Raw genomic sequence first — 16,148 nt, forward strand, 5'->3', positions numbered from 1 at the left:
TGTTTCACGTGGAACAATGAGTTTATTTCAAAATGTATATGATGTAATTGTGGTGGGTGCGGGTCATGCCGGTTCGGAAGCTGCGGCTGCGGCTGCGAACATGGGTTCCAAAACACTGTTGGTTACAATGAGTTTGCAGAACATTGCACAAATGTCGTGTAATCCTGCAATGGGTGGAATTGCAAAAGGACAAATTGTTCGCGAAATTGATGCGTTGGGTGGCTATTCAGGAATAGTGTCGGACAGAACTGCAATCCAGTTCAAAATGCTGAACAAATCAAAAGGACCTGCGATGTGGTCCCCGCGTGTACAATCCGATCGTATGCGTTTCGCCGAAGAATGGCGCAACATGTTGGAACAAACTCCGAATCTTGATTTTTATCAGGAAATGGTGTCCGGGTTGTTAACCGAGAATGGAAAAGTAACCGGAATCCGTACATCGTTGGGCATTGAAATCAAAGCCAAAACAGTGGTCTTGACCAATGGAACTTTTCTTAACGGTTTGATCCACATCGGTGAAAAACAATTTGGTGGTGGTAGAGCAGGGGAAAGTGCTGCATACGGAATCACGGAAGATTTAGTGAACTTAGGTTTTGAAGCCGGACGAATGAAAACCGGTACACCACCACGAGTAGACGGACGTTCGTTGGATTACTCTAAAATGGAACCACAACCGGGCGATGTAAAACCAAGTAAGTTCTCTTATTTAGGAATTACAAAACCGCTTTCCGTTCAAAGAGATTGTCACATGACCTATACTTCCGAATTGGTCCACGATTTATTGCGCGAAGGGTTTGACCGTTCACCAATGTTTAATGGTAGAATCAAAAGTTTAGGGCCTCGTTACTGTCCATCGATCGAAGATAAAATCAATCGTTTTGCAGATAAAGAACGTCACCAATTATTTGTTGAGCCGGAAGGTTGGAATACTGTAGAAGTTTATGTAAACGGATTCTCCACTTCGTTACCGGAAGATGTGCAGTTTAAAGCTCTAAGTTCAGTAGCCGGTTTTGAGAAGGTGAAATTCTTCCGTCCGGGTTATGCGATCGAATACGATTATTTTCCACCGACCCAATTAAAACATAGCTTAGAAACTAAATTAGTGGAAGGGTTATATTTTGCCGGACAGATCAACGGGACCACCGGTTATGAAGAAGCGGCGTCACAAGGTTTAATGGCAGGAATCAATGCGTCGTTAAAAGCACAGGATCGCGATCCGTTTATCTTAAAACGAAACGAAGCATATATTGGCGTATTAATTGACGACTTAATTACAAAAGGAACGGAAGAACCATATCGTATGTTTACTTCCAGAGCAGAATATAGAACTTTGTTGCGTCAGGATAATGCTGATTTCCGTTTGACACCAATGGCGTATGAAATTGGTTTAGCCAAAGAAGACCGTTTGCGTACTATGGAGAAAAAACGTGATGCTTCTGATGCTTTTGTAACCTTCTTTAAAGAAACCAGTGTCAACCCAAAAGAGGCCAATCCGATTTTAGAAGAGAAAGGATCGTCCCCGATGGCACAACCGGATAAAATGTTTAAAGTCTTTTCCCGACCACAATTGGAACTGGAAGATATTTTACGTTTTGAAGAGGTTCAAAAATACATTGAAGACAACCAACTGGAAGAAGAAGTTATCGAGCAGGCGGAAATTCAGGTGAAATATTCCGGCTACATCGAAAAGGAAAAAAACAATGCCGATAAATTGAACCGACTGGAAGATTTAAAGATCCGACCGGATTTTAATTATGATCTGGTAAATTCCATTTCACACGAAGCCCGTGAGAAACTCAAAAAAATTAAACCGGTGACTATTTCTCAAGCGTCACGTATTTCAGGAGTGTCTCCAGCCGATATTTCGATTTTATTGATTCATATGGGAAGATAGTTTAGTGGCCAGTCGCAGTCCCAGTTAGCAATTAGTGAAACTGTTTACTGAGACTGAAAACTGTGACTTTAAAATTGTTCCACGTGAAACTCCGGTGCGAAGCCTTATAAACAAAGAAACTAGTAAAAAATAAAAATTTTAAATGCAATTTTCAACCGACAACGTTTTTATACGTGTACAGGATTATTCTGTATCTCAGGAAAGTTTTGACCTGCTTTTGGATGCCGAATTGGAACTACTGAAAACCCATCCGCAGCCCTCTTTAGAAAACCTTCCAAAGTATTACGAAAGTGAAGATTATATTTCTCATACCGATAGTGCGCGTTCGCTGTTTGAAAAAGTGTATCAACTGATCAAGCGAAAAGCAATTCGCGATAAAGTAAAACTGATTACAACTTTGCAAAGTCAAAAAGGAAAGCTTTTGGATATTGGGGCAGGTACAGGAGATTTTTTAACGGAAGCCAAAATTCAAAATTGGGATTGTACCGGGATAGAACCGAACGAGAAAGCAAAAGCGATTGCACTTTCAAAAGGAGTGAAATTTGCAGCTTCACTGGAGCAACTGGAAAATCAGTCGTTTGATGTGATTACGATGTGGCACGTTTTGGAACACGTTCCGGATCTTGAAAAACAAATCCAGGAATTGAAACGTTTGTTAAAACCGAGCGGAACCATAATTATTGCCGTACCGAATTACAAATCCTTAGATGCGCAACACTACGGAAAATTTTGGGCGGCTTATGATGTGCCCAGACATTTATGGCATTTTTCAAAAACATCGATTGCCAAACTTTTTGGTCGTGAAAATATAAAATTGGTGAAAGTGCTTCCGATGGTTTTTGACAGTTTTTATGTCTCGCTTTTGTCGGAAAAATACAAAACCGGGAAAATGAATTTTTTAAACGGTTTTTTTGTCGGATTGCGTTCCAATATAAAAGCAAAGCAAAATTTGGAGTTTTCTTCACATATTTACGTGCTTGAAAACGATAAAAAGTAAATAAAAGTGATTTTTTCAACGATTTCCGGTTAAAACATGCTGATTGTTGCCGGATTTTAGAAAGTCGCTTAGAACACTTTATATAAATCCAATAGTAATAATTGAATTTTATACCAATTACTGAAAGTATAAGTATTATTTATACTCTAAAATAGAACCAAAAAGTTGTGAATTTCAGCCGAAAATTATCATCTTTGAATTCGCATCTGAAAAAAGTACATTAAAATAAATTTAGAACAGAAAATGAAAAAACTGATTTTACTTTCCTTTGCCGCTTTGGCAATTATTTCTTGTAACAAAGAAACCGCTACAACTGAAAAAACCAAAACAGCCTATATCGATATTTCAAAATTGTTGGAAGAAAACAAAGAAGCAAAAGATATCGAAGAAAAATACAAAGTAAAATCGGAAGAAATGGGCCGCGAATTGCGTTCCGAAGCTAGCCAATTTGAAAGCGAAGCGGCTAACTTCAAGCAAAATGCGATGCTAAAAGGCCAAGCTTGGGCACAGGCAAAAGGCGCTGAACTTCAAAAAAGAGAGCAGCAGTTAGGCTACAAACAACAAGCCATGATGCAGACTTTACAAGAGGAAAGCGGAAAAGAAATGGACAGTTTGGTAAAACGTATCAAAGATTATATCAAAGAGCACGGTAAGAGCAAAGGCTATGATTACATCTACGGAACCGGAAGCGGAGCCGCTACGGTTTTGTATGCCAAAGATTCGTATGATATTACCGCAGCGATCAGTAAAGAGCTGAACGACAAGTACAAAGGACCAGAAAAGAAAGACGAAGCTACTGCTGAAGAAAAAAAATAAATCAAAAAGCCTTCCACAACGGAGGGCTTTTTTTATACTTTTACTTTTCAAAATATACGCCACGTGGAAAACCTTTCAAAAGCTGCCGATTATACCCTTCGGTTCATCAACCAAACTAACCGTTCGGTCTTTCTTACCGGTAAAGCCGGAACCGGGAAAACAACTCTCTTAAAAGAAATCATTGCCACAACCCACAAAAATACCGTTGTGGTTGCTCCAACCGGGATCGCAGCCCTGAATGCTGGAGGCGTGACCATTCATTCCATGTTTCAGTTGCCTTTTGCGGCTTTTATTCCTGACACTAAGCAACTTCCGTATTTTTCAGACACGGTAAAATTTGAAAATCAGGATTCCCTGACGCGTCATTTTAACATGAATGCGACCAAACGTGCGGTAATCCGGAATATGGAATTGCTGGTCATCGATGAAGTGAGTATGTTGCGCGCCGATGTTTTGGATGCCATGGATTTTATGATGCGCAAAGTACGGCGTAACGAACAGCCTTTTGGTGGGGTACAGGTTTTATATATAGGTGATTTACTACAATTACCACCCGTGGTCAAACCGGAAGAGTGGCAGATGCTGAACAAATACTATCGCGGGATGTTTTTCTTTCATTCGCATGTGGTACAGCAATATCCGCCGTTGTATATCGAATTGGATAAAATATTCCGACAGACGGATGCCACGTTTATTGAGGTTCTTAACAATCTGAGAAACAATACAATAACAGCGACTGATCAGCAAATCCTCAACCAGTTTGTGCAACCGGATTTTGATTTCAAAACGCAGGACGGTTACATTACGCTCACCACACATAATGCCAAAGCCGATGCCTTAAATTCCGATTCTTTGGCAGAACTCAAAGGAAAACAATACACTTTTCTGCCGGAGATCGTCGATGAATTTCCTGAAAAAATCTATCCGGTTGAAGAAAAACTACTGCTGAAAGTCGGGGCTCAGGTGATGTTTGTCAAAAACGATCTGTCTTTTGAAAAGCGTTTTTTCAACGGAAAAATGGGCGTGGTGAAAGCTCTTTCGGAGAATGAAATCCTGGTGTACTTTCCTCAGGAAAACAAATCCATTGAAGTTGAGCGCTATGAATGGCAGAATATCCGTTACAAAATCAACGAGAATACCAAAGAAATAGAAGAAGAATTGTTAGGGACTTTCACGCATTATCCGATCAAATTAGCCTGGGCCATTACGGTACATAAAAGCCAGGGTTTAACCTTTGATAAAGCTGTGCTCGATGTATCAAATGTTTTTGCACCCGGACAAGCCTATGTAGCTTTTTCGCGCTTGCGTTCCTTAAATGGGCTTATTTTGCTTTCTCCGCTGCGGTTGAATGGTATTTCTTCGGATGAAGATGTGCTGGATTATGCCGAAAACAAAGCCTCCGAGGATTTTTTACAGCAATCCTTAACCGCGGAAACCAAAAATTATCTCTTTAAATCCTTGATTTTCAGCTTCAATTTTCAGAACCTGATTCAGGAATGGCGCAATCATGCTTTCAGTTACAACCAGGAAGCCCCGAAATCGCCCAAACGGAAACATCAGGAGTGGGCCAAAGCCATTGCTGAAAAAGTTGCGGCCTTAGGTGATGCTTCCCAAAAATTCCAAAGTCAGCTCTACAAATTATTTTCTGCGGAACCCCTTGATTTACCGTTTGTCCGACAACGTTGTGAAGCTGGGTATGAGTACTTTTTCAAAGTGTTCGATCAGGTAGTGGAAGAATTATTGCTCAAAATCGAAGAAATCAAACGCACCAAAAAAGTAAAAGCCTTTTACGAAGAATTGTTACTGCTGGAAGAATTACAGATCAAAACCGTTTTACAGCTGAAAAAAATGCGACAACTTCTCCAGGTGATTTCCGAAGCAAGGGAAATTTCAAAGGAAACGTTACAACTGGAAGAAGCCAAGTATTATAAAATCAATAAATTAGTAGCGGTAGCAGAGCGCTTCCGTGCCGAACATGCGGCTTTACTCGATGAAGAGGAAGACGCTTCTTACTACGAACATTTGCCTAAAAAAACCAAAGAACCCAAGAAAGCCACTATCGAAGAAACGCTCGAACTCTGGAAACAAAACATGTCCATCCACGAGATAGCCAAAAAGCGCAAGCTCACGCCGGGCACGATTTTCAGCCATTTTACCAAACTCATTCAGTTGGAAGTCATTGGTTTGGCGGATATTTTACCGGAAGAAAAAATCGAAGAATTGCGCGAGGTCTTCAAGGATTATCAAGGGGAGAGCTTAGGGGAACTGAAAGAAATCCACGGCGATAAATTCTCTTGGGACGAATTGCGGTTGTATAAAGCAACCTTATAAAAAAAGCCGCATAGTCAACTATGCGGCTTTTTTCTGAAACAGAGTTTTTTATAACCAATACACTGCCAAAACAGCCGGTATAAAATAAATTACGATGGTTCTGGCACCGTCATAATCTTTGGCAATACGCTGTCCGAAAAGCAGGAACAACAAGGTTACGCAGGAAACCGCCGCCCCGTAATGGCCAATGGTGGTACTTCCGTTAGCGACCAACTGGAAAATGCCTACCACACAAAGGGCTCCGGCAATAATTTCCAAAATCAGGATCAAAGCCAGCGAAGCCGGCACCTGGTTTTTAATGAAGGTTTGTGAAAAATGTCCTTTCAGCCATTCCACATTACCTTTCCAGTCGATGATTTTATCGTAGCCGGATTGTAAAAAAGTGATGGCCAGAAACGCCAAGATCAAAACGCCAAAAAGTTCGGTATTCGTCATGTACATAATTTTATTTTTTATGGATTAGTCGGGTTAGTTTTATGGATAAATCGGTTAGGATGATCTTCGCATTGCCGTTGCGTTCGATATGGTAGATCGCATCGGACAATTCCTTGAAAATCTCGTTGATGTTGTTGCCGTTTACAAAAGGGGCAAAGTTCTCGAGTTTGAATTTTTCCACGGTCGGCTCAATGTAAACCAACGAAGGGGACTGGTAGTTCAGCAATAAGGCCTGACGGAACATTTCCACACAAAAATGCAAAAACTGCTTTTGCGCTTCTCGACCGATGCCGGCAATTTCTTCACTCCAGGAAGTTAAATCCAAAATAGCAGCGGCGTTCCCTTTGGCACGGAAGGCAGCGCGCACCCATTGCACGAACCATTCTTCAAACGGAAATTCGGTTGCGTCTTTGTGCAACAGTTGTAACGCACGGTTGTAATTCCCTTGTGCCTGATGCGCCAGTTTCATGGCTGATTTTTCGTCTATAGTTTCACGGGAAACTAAAGCTTCGGCGATTATGCTTTCGGGTAATCCTTTGAAATCCAAAACCTGACAGCGCGATAATATCGTCTGCATGATATCGTCCTGATTTTCGGTAATCAGCAGGAAAACCGTTTTTTGCGGCGGTTCTTCCAATAATTTTAGGAGTTTGTTCGAAGTGGCGATGTTCATTTTATCGGCCATCCAGATGATCATCACTTTATAACCGCCTTCGTAGGCTTTCAGGGATAATTTCTTTACGATTTCCTGGGCTTCGTCCACACCGATCTGGCCTTGTTTGTTTTCGATGCCGATGTGTTTCAGCCATTCGAACAGGCTACCGTAGCTATTCTTTGACACAAACTCACGCCATTGCGGCAGAAAGTTGTCGCTGATGGGATGCGATTTTACTTCGCTGTTCGTCGCAACTGGATATACGAAATGCAAATCCGGATGGGAGAAATGTTCGAATTTCAGGTTGCAGGCTTCATTACCGCCGGCATTTTCCCCCGAGGTGTTGGAACACAAGATGTAGCGTGCATAAGCAATCGCCATGGTAAGAGTTCCTGAACCTTCCGGTCCCACAAACAATTGGGCATGCGGAATGCGTCCGGAATCGGCGCTTTTGGTGAGATGGCTTTTAAGGTGCTGCTGTCCTAAAATTTCCTGAAATAGCATGAAGCAAAGATAGCAGAAAGTTCCAAAGATTAAAACCGAATCGCTATTGGTGATTTGCTAAAAAATTAAGAGAAAAAAACCAAAAAAAATAAAAATGTTATCTTTGCCGATTATAGCATAAACAAACAACAAAATAACACACATGAAAACCCTTAACGACTTTAATTTTTCTGGTAAAAAAGCCATCATTCGCGTAGATTTCAACGTTCCGTTGGACGAAAATTTCAAGGTAACCGATGCTACAAGAATCGAAGCCGCTAAACCTACTATTGATAAAATTTTAAAAGAAGGGGGCAGTGTTATTTTAATGTCGCACTTAGGACGTCCGAAAGGTGTGGAAGAAAAATATTCTTTGAAACATATCGTAGCTAAAACCGCTGAAGTTCTAGGTGTTCCGGTAAAATTTGCATCCGACTGTATCGGGGAAATTGCCGAAAAAGCGGCCGCCGACTTACAGCCTGGGGAAGTATTGCTTTTGGAAAACCTTCGTTTTTATGCGGAAGAGGAAAAAGGCGATGTGGCATTTTCCCAAAATTTAGCGAAACTGGGCGATATCTATGTAAACGATGCGTTCGGAACGGCTCACCGTGCACATGCTTCGACGACAATAATTGCACAATTTTTCCCGGAACACAAATGTTTTGGCATCCTTTTAGCGAAAGAAATCGAAAGCTTAAATAAAGTATTGAACAATTCCGAGAAACCGGTGTTGGCTGTATTGGGCGGATCGAAAGTTTCTTCGAAAATCACGGTGATCGAAAATGTTTTGGATAAAATCGACCATATGATTATCGGCGGTGGAATGACTTTTACCTTCATCAAAGCCTTAGGCGGCAAAATCGGAAATTCGATTTGTGAGGACGATAAAATGGAACTGGCATTGGAAATCTTAGCTAAAGCAAAAGCCAAAAACGTTCAGATCCACTTACCGGTGGATGTGGTTGCTGCAGATGCTTTTTCCAACGAAGCCAATACGCAAATCGTGGCCGTGGACAACATTCCGGACGGCTGGCAAGGTTTGGACGTAGGGCCGAAAACACTGGAAAGCTTGAAATCTGTAGTGAAAGATTCCAAAACGATTTTGTGGAACGGACCGTTAGGGGTTTTTGAATTGGAAAAATTTGCAGAAGGAACCATCACCTTAGGAAATTTCATTTCTGAATCAACTAAAAACGGAGCGTTTTCATTAGTGGGTGGCGGTGATTCTGTAGCGGCGGTGAAACAGTTCGGACTGGAGCCTAAAATGAGCTATGTTTCCACTGGTGGTGGGGCAATGCTTGAAATGCTTGAAGGGAAAACCTTACCGGGCATTGCGGCCATTTTAAGTTAAAATTATATTTTTTAACAATATTTTTTGAATTTATAAGTTATAAGCTATTATGTTTGTAATTAACGTAAGAGATTGAATGATAAAGGATTAAAAAAACGCGCATGAACAAAACAACTGTATTTTCCTTAGTTTTCGGACTTTTTTTCCTGGCAGGAAACGCTCAGGAATCGGCCGAAGCCCAAGTGCAAATCAACCAGCTCCCAAAGCTATCGTATCTGGATTCTATTAAAGCGACTTTCGTGCACCACGAAACGAGTAACTGCATCGACGAGATGTGGATGAAAGAACTTAACAATCAGGAGCTTTTTGATGACATGCAGGCAGACATCGCCAAGGTGAATTCCGGCGAAGTGATTTCGTATGATTTAAGTACGGAGCTTCTAAAAGAGCGCTTGGAGAAGTTAAACCAGAAATCGCCTTTCAACGTGGAATACAATCCGACGGTGGAGAGCGTGATCAAATCGTTTTTGAAGAACAGACCGCGTGCGTTCGAGCGCATGATGGCCTTGTCGGAATACTACTTTCCGATGTTCGAATCCCATCTTTCAAAATATGATCTTCCATTGGAAATCAAATATTTAGCCATTGTGGAATCGGCTTTAAACCCGTTGGCAAAATCCCGGGTGGGCGCCAGTGGTTTATGGCAGTTCATGTACGAAACCGGAAAACAGTACAACCTGGAGGTGAATTCCTATGTAGACGAGCGCTACGATCCGTTAAAAGCAACGGAAGCGGCGTGTCAGTATTTTACCAACATGTACAGAATTTTCGGCGATTGGGATTTGGTATTGGCTTCCTATAACACGGGACCGGGGAACATTGCCAAAGCGATCCGTCGTTCTGGCGGACAGACCAATTACTGGAACATCCGCAAGCACATGCACCAGGAAACACAAGGTTATTTACCGGCGTTTTACGCTACCATGTATATATACGAATACAAAAAAGACCACGGAATTGTGCCGAAACGCGCTCCGTTGACGTATTTTGAAACGGATACCGTAATGGTAAAAAAACAAATGTCTTTCAAACAGCTTTCTGATTTGTTGAACATGCCGGAAGAACAATTGCGTTTCTTGAACCCGATTTACAAACGCAGTGTGGTGCCTTTCGTTTCCGATAAGCCGCATTACATCCGTTTACCGAAAGACAAACTGGCGATTTTTACGTCCAACGAAGAAAAAGTCTATGCGTATATCGCTTATGAAGAGAGTAAACGCGAGAAACAAATCTTCAAAGTAAAAAAACCAAGAACTGCTGTTGATTCTACTCAGACGGCTTTAGCATCGAATGATTCCGAAGCAGAATTTGAAGAGGAAGCCATTACCCGTTCTGTTAAAAAGATGAAAACCAAGTTCCATACCGTAAAACGCGGGGACAACCTTTCGGAAATCGCAGACAAGTACAACGTTTCCACAGCCGAACTGAAAAAATGGAACAAGATTAAAGGATCGGGGATCAACGCCGGACAAAAGCTGAAAATCCAGTACGAAACCACGGTTGTAGTAGCGGACAGAACGGCAAGGAAGAAAAAAGCAGACACCCTGAAAGTTTCGGAGCCGATCGTGAAAGCGGATGAAATCAAAGAAACCAAGCAGAAGGAAGCCACCACTTTGGAAGCTACTTATGTAGTGCAGAAAGGCGATAACCTGACGCAAATCGCTCAGAAAAACAACATTACCGTTGCGCAGTTAAGAGAGCTGAACAAACTGGAAAACGAAAACCTTCAGTTAGGACAGAAATTGATTGTGAAAGCAATTGAAACTGAGGCAATAGCGCAAGTGGACACCGAGAAAGAAGCTGCTAAAAAAGAACACCGTCAGCGTGAATATGCGAAAATTAAAGAATACGTCGTGAAAAAAGGCGATTCTTTATTAAGCATCTCCAAAAAACACCCCGGAAGTTCAGTAGCTGAAATTAAAAAGCTCAACAACATCAAAGGAGACAACATCCAACCGGGTCAGAAACTCAAAATTCAAGGATAAATTACTAAATTCGCTTTTCAAACTGTCACTGTGAGAAAAGCGAATTTTTTTTTCAGCCTTTTGTGTGTGCTTGTGCTGGCGTCCTGTCAGCAGAAAAAGCATCAGGAGGACATGGCTTTGCCGGCTTCCACCGGAAAGATCAATGCGGTTTCCGTAATCATTGACGATGTGCTCTGGCGCGGGGAAATCGGGGACACGCTCCGAAAGAAACTGGCCGCCCCGGTAGACGGACTACAGGAAGAAGAACCACTTTTTACCATCAATCAGTTTTCCCCAAAAATTTTCGATGCTTCCGTGAAACTCAGCCGGAACATTATCGTGATTTCGAAATCCAACGAGAATCAGTTCAAACACGTGGAGAACCAATATGCTTCGCCACAGAACGTTTTTTATATTTCCGGTTATTCACTTGGCGAAATTATTTCCACGATCGAATTGCATGCCACGACCTTGGCCAGCAGTATTAAGTTTTATGAGATCATTGAAAACCAACGGCTAAATGCGGTTTCACTTTTTAACGATAAACGGATAAAAAACACTTTTGGGGTTACGCTGCAACTGCCCGCGGAGTACAATTATGCCATAAGGAACAGTCATTTCCTGTGGCTGAAAAAAGATAGTCCTTCCGGGAACCTTAACCTACTGCTCTATGAAATACCGATGTCTTCCCTGAAAAGCAGTAACCAGATTGTCGGGAATATTGTCCGGATCCGGGATTCCGTTGGAAAAAAATACGTGAAAGGCTTAACCGATAATGCCGGTATGATAACAGAAGAAAGTTATGCACCCTATCTTTCCCAAACCTGGATTGACGAGCGGAGAGCTTTTGAAATGCGCGGTACCTGGGAACTGGAAAACGGTTTTATGAACGGGCCGTTTCTTAATTATGCCATTGAAGACAAACCGAATAACCGCTACCTGATAGTGGAAGGATTTGTCTACGATCCCGCTAACGCTAAACGCGACCTGATTTTCGAACTGGAAGCCATTATCAAATCCATACAATTTTTAAAACCGAAACGATGAAACCGGAATTCAAAATAAAGCCATTTGCGGCATTATCTCTAAACGAACTGTATCAAATACTGGAATTGCGCTCAGAAGTGTTTATAGTGGAGCAAAATTGCGTTTATCAGGATATTGATGGCAAAGATGAGAAAGCGTTGCACGTTTTAGGAATTCACGAGGGTGTTTTGGTGGCGTATGCACGCCTTTTCAGACCGGGTGCGTATTTTGAGCAATCCTCTATCGGACGTGTGATTGTAAAACCGTCCTACCGCGATAAAAAATGGGGCCACGATCTGATGACGGAAGCCATACAGGGGATTGAAACCCAATTCGGAGAAAGTAAAATCACGATTTCGGCACAGTTGTACCTGAAGAAGTTTTATGAAGGGCACGGATTTGTGCAGACCAGTGAAATGTATCTGGAAGATGACATCCCGCACATCGAAATGAAACGCGGTCAGTAAGGTTTAATCGATACTGGTGATGCTGATTTCCACGCGTTTGTTGTTGCGCTCTTTTTCGCCTTCCAAGGGGAAATCACGGCCAAAGCCTTTATAAGTCATGCGTTCTTCGGGAATTCCGTTGGCGATCAGATAGGTGAAAATCGCTTTGGCGCGGGCTTCCGACAGGTTACTGATACCGGTATCCTCATCCACCGCATCCCGGAAATAATCCGTATCGATACAGCACACATGACCCTGAATTTCGAATTTGAAATTCGGGTTTTTGCGCAATTCGTCTAAAAGTTTTTCCAGCTGTTTTTCGGACTTTCTCAATAAAACTGCGCGTCCGCCTTCAAAATATAAGTCTTTCAGTTTGATGATATCCCCCACTTTAAGCGGTTTGTCTTCAAAGGTTTTCAAACGCAACTGACGGTTAACCATTTCGGTTTTGGTCGGCAGGGAATCTTTCGGCTTACTCAAATCGATAAAGTCGTTGTGGAAATACTCAAGGTAAATGTCCACACGGCGGTTCAGCGTTCTGGTAGCATCCAGTTCATCCGCGCTCAACTGGGTGATGCGCAAATCGATCTTTCCTTTGCCTTCCACGTTTTTCTGCTTGGAAGCGATCTCTTCCAGGATGTCCTCTACGGTCTTTGCTCGTCTTTGGGAAAGCAAACGGTTGTATTCTATACTTCCACGGTCGTCACAAAACCCTTCCAATCCGATGGAAAGGATCACGATGTTACCCAAGCTCTTTACGTAATCTTTCAGTTTCTGATCTTCCACATCGGTCAGTTTGTGCTTGTCGAAATCGAAATATACGGAGTACTTGTCGGTTTTTACCCTGGTCAATTCCTCCTGGGAAAAGCCCAAAGCAACACTGAAAAGCAACAGGAAAGTATAGAAATGCTTCATAAGCTCTTAAATCTTGGTGATCAAAAATTCAACTCTTCGGTCTTGTTCCGCACCGTTCCCTAAAGGCTGGGTGTTCCCATATCCTTTAAAACTCATGCGTTTTTTGTCAATTCTTTTGGCCACAAGATACTTAAAAACTGCTTGCGCTCGGTTATGTGATAAGGCTCTTTTTTTGGTGTCTTTGTCAATGGCTTCTTTTTGGAAGGTTGGTGTACAGCAAATATGGCCCTGGATTTCAAAATGGATGTTCTTGTATTTGTGCAGAAAGCGGGCAATACGATCCAATTCCAGACGGGCTTTGTGCGTTAAAACACTGCGGCCTTTGTCAAATAAAATTTTATCAAAACAGATGCGGTCGCCCACCACCATATCGCCTTTCAAATCGTTGTAAACACCCGGAATCGGTTTGATCGGCACCGGTTTGAAGTTCATCAGCACGTCTACGCGTCGGTTTTTCTGGCGAACTTCCGGCAGGTTGTCCGCGATATCGTCTTCGATCAGGACGCGGCCTTTTCCTTCAATGGTTACAATAATCTTGTTCTTGATCCCTTTTTCAATCAGTTTGGTTTTGATGGTATTGGCCCTGTTGTTGGACAGTTTGTAATTGTACGCATCTTTTCCCCTGTCATCGCAATAGCCGTAAATCTGGATGCTTTCAATACGGGTGGTATCGATGCTGTTGACAAAGGCTACCACGTCATTGGCCTGTTTATCGTCCAGATTGAATTTATCGAACTCAAAATAAACAGAATGTACAACTTCTTCCTGGGCAATTGCCAGGTTGCTTAACAGAAACAGACTGAAAAAAAGTAATTTTTTCATTTTAGTGGTGTGATCTAGGTTCGTTGATTCGGGTTAACTGGGTTTCATCCGGCGGGTGGATCACAATCGGATATTGCTCCACTTTTACCGAACTACTGTCCAGACCGAAGGCTTGCTCTTCGGATAAACTGATTTTTTTAAGGAAATAATAAATATCTAAAATAATACGCTCATGCCATGGGAAGTCGTTGTCGTAGGAAAGGAATTTTTCGATCAGTACGAATTTGAAATCACCGATTACATTGTTGCGGTTTAGGGATTCGTAACGGCTGGTAATATCCACTTCGCCGTTTTTCACCATGTCCTGTACTACTTTTTTGAACAAAAGGTTGATGCGCGGTGCCACACGGAACCCTAAGTAGAAATCCACACGGATGATATCGTCTTTCATAATCTCGCGCACACGGTATTCCATTTCATACGGTTCGTCGGTTACATTCACGTGGACAAACCAGTAAATATCGGCACGTTTCGGTCGTTTCTGTAAAATGGAATACACCACTTTCGATTCGATTTCATCGGCATGACTAGCGTTGGTCAAATACACTAAATGCGTAGCATATTTTGGGATGGAAAGATCGTTGCTCAGATCGGAAATCACGTTTTTGAAGTTGTCCAGCTTGACAAATTCGGTATAGTCTTTTCGGATTTTCTTAGCGGTAAACCAGGCTACCATGACAAAAGCCAGGAACCCGGCGATAAACACCGAGACATATCCTCCGTGAGAGAATTTGCTGATGTTCGCCATAAAGAAGGAAATCTCAATGGAAAGATACGTTAACAGTACCAGGATAATGAAGAAGGGGTTGTAACGTTTCAAGACCATAAAGAAGCCCAACAGGATCGTGGTCATGATCATACACAATACGATGGCCAGACCGTAAGCCGCCTCCATATTTCCGGATTCTTCGAAATGTAAAACGATGAACACACAGCCCAAAAACAACAACCAGTTGATGGACGGAATGTACAATTGCCCTTTTAATTCGGTTGGGAATTTTACGCGGACTTTTGGCCAGAAATTCAGACGCATCGCCTCACTGATTAGTGTAAACGACCCACTGATTAAGGCTTGTGAGGCAATTACCGCCGCCGCTGTAGCGATGGCAATTCCAAACGGTAGGAACCATTGCGGCATCACCAGGTAAAACGGATTCCCCGGATTGCTCGCGCTTCCGCTCAAATCGATTAAAGTCTCTCCGTGGTGGGCAATCAGGTAAGCCCCTTGTCCAAAATAATTCAGCACCAACATGGCTTTTACAAAAATCCAGCTGATACGGATGTTCTTAATCCCACAGTGTCCTAAATCACTGTAAAGCGCTTCCGCTCCAGTGGTACAAAGGAAGACGTAGCCTAAAACATAGAACCCTTCGTGGTGGACCTGTAACAGGTGAATTGCATAATACGGGTTGAAGGCTTTCAGGATTTCAATGTTGCCAACCAGATGGATGGCCCCCAAAGCCCCAAGCATCCCAAACCAAAGTAACATCATCGGACCGAAAAACTTCCCGACGAATTTGGTTCCGAAACGCTGAATGAAGAATAATACAAATAAGATCCCTATAACGATCGGGATGGTGTTCAGTTCGGAATTGTAGGTTTTAAGCCCCTCAATAGCAGAGGAAACCGAAATCGGCGGGGTAATAATCCCATCCGCCAACAAGGCACTTCCCCCTATGATGGCCGGGACAATCAGCCATTTTTTCTTTAATTTTTTTACTAAGGTGTATAGGGAAAAAATACCACCTTCCCCTTTGTTGTCCGCCCTTAAGGTCAGGATAACATATTTAAACGTGGTTTGTAATGTTAAGGTCCAGAAGATGCAAGAGATCGCTCCTAAAACTACATCGTGGTCAATTGCCTGTTTGCCGACAATCGCCTTCATTACGTAAAGTGGAGACGTTCCGATGTCTCCGTAAATAATCCCTAGGGTAACAATTAAACCGCCTAAAGTAACTTTATTCAGGTGGTTACTACTGTGTGAACTCACTTTTTGAAAATTTTAATAATCAC

13 protein-coding genes are annotated in these 16,148 nt (G+C 42.3%); 8 read left to right on the forward strand and 5 right to left on the reverse strand.

All coding sequences use genetic code 11. The features are described 5' to 3' along the window. Positions 1 to 16 precede the first annotated feature (16 nt). The 4 genes from mnmG (at position 17) to ACWPKD_RS09670 (ending at position 6,038) form a co-directional block, all read left to right on the forward strand. A complete protein-coding gene (gene mnmG / locus ACWPKD_RS09655) occupies positions 17 to 1,894 on the forward strand; it encodes a tRNA uridine-5-carboxymethylaminomethyl(34) synthesis enzyme MnmG (protein ID WP_455412475.1) in 1,878 nt (625 codons plus the stop codon). 142 nt (positions 1,895 to 2,036) lie between these two features. Further along, entirely contained in the window at positions 2,037 to 2,891 is an 855-nt protein-coding gene (locus ACWPKD_RS09660; protein ID WP_455412476.1) for a class I SAM-dependent methyltransferase, read from the forward strand. A 243-nt stretch (positions 2,892 to 3,134) separates the two neighbouring features. Next, positions 3,135 to 3,707: an OmpH family outer membrane protein gene (locus ACWPKD_RS09665; RefSeq protein WP_455412477.1), complete on the forward strand. Its 573-nt coding sequence runs from the start codon at positions 3,135 to 3,137 to the stop codon at positions 3,705 to 3,707. 63 nt (positions 3,708 to 3,770) lie between these two features. Continuing rightward, a complete protein-coding gene (locus ACWPKD_RS09670; protein WP_455412478.1) occupies positions 3,771 to 6,038 on the forward strand; it encodes a helix-turn-helix domain-containing protein in 2,268 nt (755 codons plus the stop codon). A gap of 48 nt (positions 6,039 to 6,086) precedes the next feature. On the opposite strand, the gene ACWPKD_RS09675 is transcribed toward ACWPKD_RS09670, so the two are convergent. Together ACWPKD_RS09675 and ACWPKD_RS09680 are read right to left on the reverse strand one after the other, a co-directional pair. Next, complete coding sequence (locus ACWPKD_RS09675) at positions 6,087 to 6,473, reverse strand: DoxX family membrane protein (RefSeq protein WP_455412479.1); 387 nt, start codon at positions 6,471 to 6,473, stop codon at positions 6,087 to 6,089. A gap of 10 nt (positions 6,474 to 6,483) precedes the next feature. Beyond that, positions 6,484 to 7,632, reverse strand: coding sequence for a DNA polymerase III subunit (locus ACWPKD_RS09680; RefSeq protein ID WP_455412480.1), 1,149 nt, complete (start codon positions 7,630 to 7,632; stop codon positions 6,484 to 6,486). Between the two features lie 142 nt (positions 7,633 to 7,774). Between ACWPKD_RS09680 and ACWPKD_RS09685 the strand changes: the two genes are divergently transcribed. The 4 genes from ACWPKD_RS09685 (at position 7,775) to ACWPKD_RS09700 (ending at position 12,419) form a co-directional block, all read left to right on the forward strand. Beyond that, entirely contained in the window at positions 7,775 to 8,962 is a 1,188-nt protein-coding gene (locus ACWPKD_RS09685; protein ID WP_455412481.1) for a phosphoglycerate kinase, read from the forward strand. A 101-nt stretch (positions 8,963 to 9,063) separates the two neighbouring features. Next, complete coding sequence (locus tag ACWPKD_RS09690; RefSeq protein WP_455412482.1) at positions 9,064 to 10,947, forward strand: LysM peptidoglycan-binding domain-containing protein; 1,884 nt, start codon at positions 9,064 to 9,066, stop codon at positions 10,945 to 10,947. Between the two features lie 30 nt (positions 10,948 to 10,977). Continuing rightward, positions 10,978 to 11,973, forward strand: a complete 996-nt coding sequence (locus ACWPKD_RS09695; protein ID WP_455412483.1) for a DUF4837 family protein — start codon at positions 10,978 to 10,980, stop codon at positions 11,971 to 11,973. Next, positions 11,970 to 12,419: a GNAT family N-acetyltransferase gene (locus ACWPKD_RS09700; protein ID WP_455412484.1), complete on the forward strand. Its 450-nt coding sequence runs from the start codon at positions 11,970 to 11,972 to the stop codon at positions 12,417 to 12,419. Before ACWPKD_RS09695 ends, ACWPKD_RS09700 begins: the two co-directional genes overlap by 4 nt. Before the next feature lie 3 nt (positions 12,420 to 12,422). On the opposite strand, the gene ACWPKD_RS09705 is transcribed toward ACWPKD_RS09700, so the two are convergent. Genes ACWPKD_RS09705 through ACWPKD_RS09715 form a run of 3 tightly spaced genes read right to left on the reverse strand, consistent with a single transcriptional unit; the run spans position 12,423 to position 16,125 of the window. Further along, positions 12,423 to 13,313, reverse strand: a complete 891-nt coding sequence (locus ACWPKD_RS09705) for an OmpA family protein (RefSeq protein ID WP_455412485.1) — start codon at positions 13,311 to 13,313, stop codon at positions 12,423 to 12,425. 6 nt (positions 13,314 to 13,319) lie between these two features. After that, entirely contained in the window at positions 13,320 to 14,135 is an 816-nt protein-coding gene (locus ACWPKD_RS09710; protein WP_455412486.1) for an OmpA family protein, read from the reverse strand. Between the two features lies 1 nt (position 14,136). Continuing rightward, entirely contained in the window at positions 14,137 to 16,125 is a 1,989-nt protein-coding gene (locus ACWPKD_RS09715; protein ID WP_455412487.1) for a KUP/HAK/KT family potassium transporter, read from the reverse strand. Positions 16,126 to 16,148 lie beyond the last annotated feature (23 nt).

Source organism: Flavobacterium pedocola (genome assembly GCF_053764385.1).

What these genes read in the sequence shown, in the direction of transcription:
- mnmG (WP_455412475.1), top strand. Translation starts at nt 17, where the DNA reads ATGAGTTTATTTCAAAATGTATATGATGTAATTGTGGTGGGTGCGGGT.
- ACWPKD_RS09660 (WP_455412476.1), top strand. Translation starts at nt 2,037, where the DNA reads ATGCAATTTTCAACCGACAACGTTTTTATACGTGTACAGGATTATTCT.
- ACWPKD_RS09665 (WP_455412477.1), top strand. Translation starts at nt 3,135, where the DNA reads ATGAAAAAACTGATTTTACTTTCCTTTGCCGCTTTGGCAATTATTTCT.
- ACWPKD_RS09675 (WP_455412479.1), bottom strand. Translation starts at nt 6,473, where the DNA reads ATGACGAATACCGAACTTTTTGGCGTTTTGATCTTGGCGTTTCTGGCC.
- ACWPKD_RS09680 (WP_455412480.1), bottom strand. Translation starts at nt 7,632, where the DNA reads ATGCTATTTCAGGAAATTTTAGGACAGCAGCACCTTAAAAGCCATCTC.
- ACWPKD_RS09685 (WP_455412481.1), top strand. Translation starts at nt 7,775, where the DNA reads ATGAAAACCCTTAACGACTTTAATTTTTCTGGTAAAAAAGCCATCATT.
- ACWPKD_RS09690 (WP_455412482.1), top strand. Translation starts at nt 9,064, where the DNA reads ATGAACAAAACAACTGTATTTTCCTTAGTTTTCGGACTTTTTTTCCTG.
- ACWPKD_RS09700 (WP_455412484.1), top strand. Translation starts at nt 11,970, where the DNA reads ATGAAACCGGAATTCAAAATAAAGCCATTTGCGGCATTATCTCTAAAC.
- ACWPKD_RS09705 (WP_455412485.1), bottom strand. Translation starts at nt 13,313, where the DNA reads ATGAAGCATTTCTATACTTTCCTGTTGCTTTTCAGTGTTGCTTTGGGC.
- ACWPKD_RS09710 (WP_455412486.1), bottom strand. Translation starts at nt 14,135, where the DNA reads ATGAAAAAATTACTTTTTTTCAGTCTGTTTCTGTTAAGCAACCTGGCA.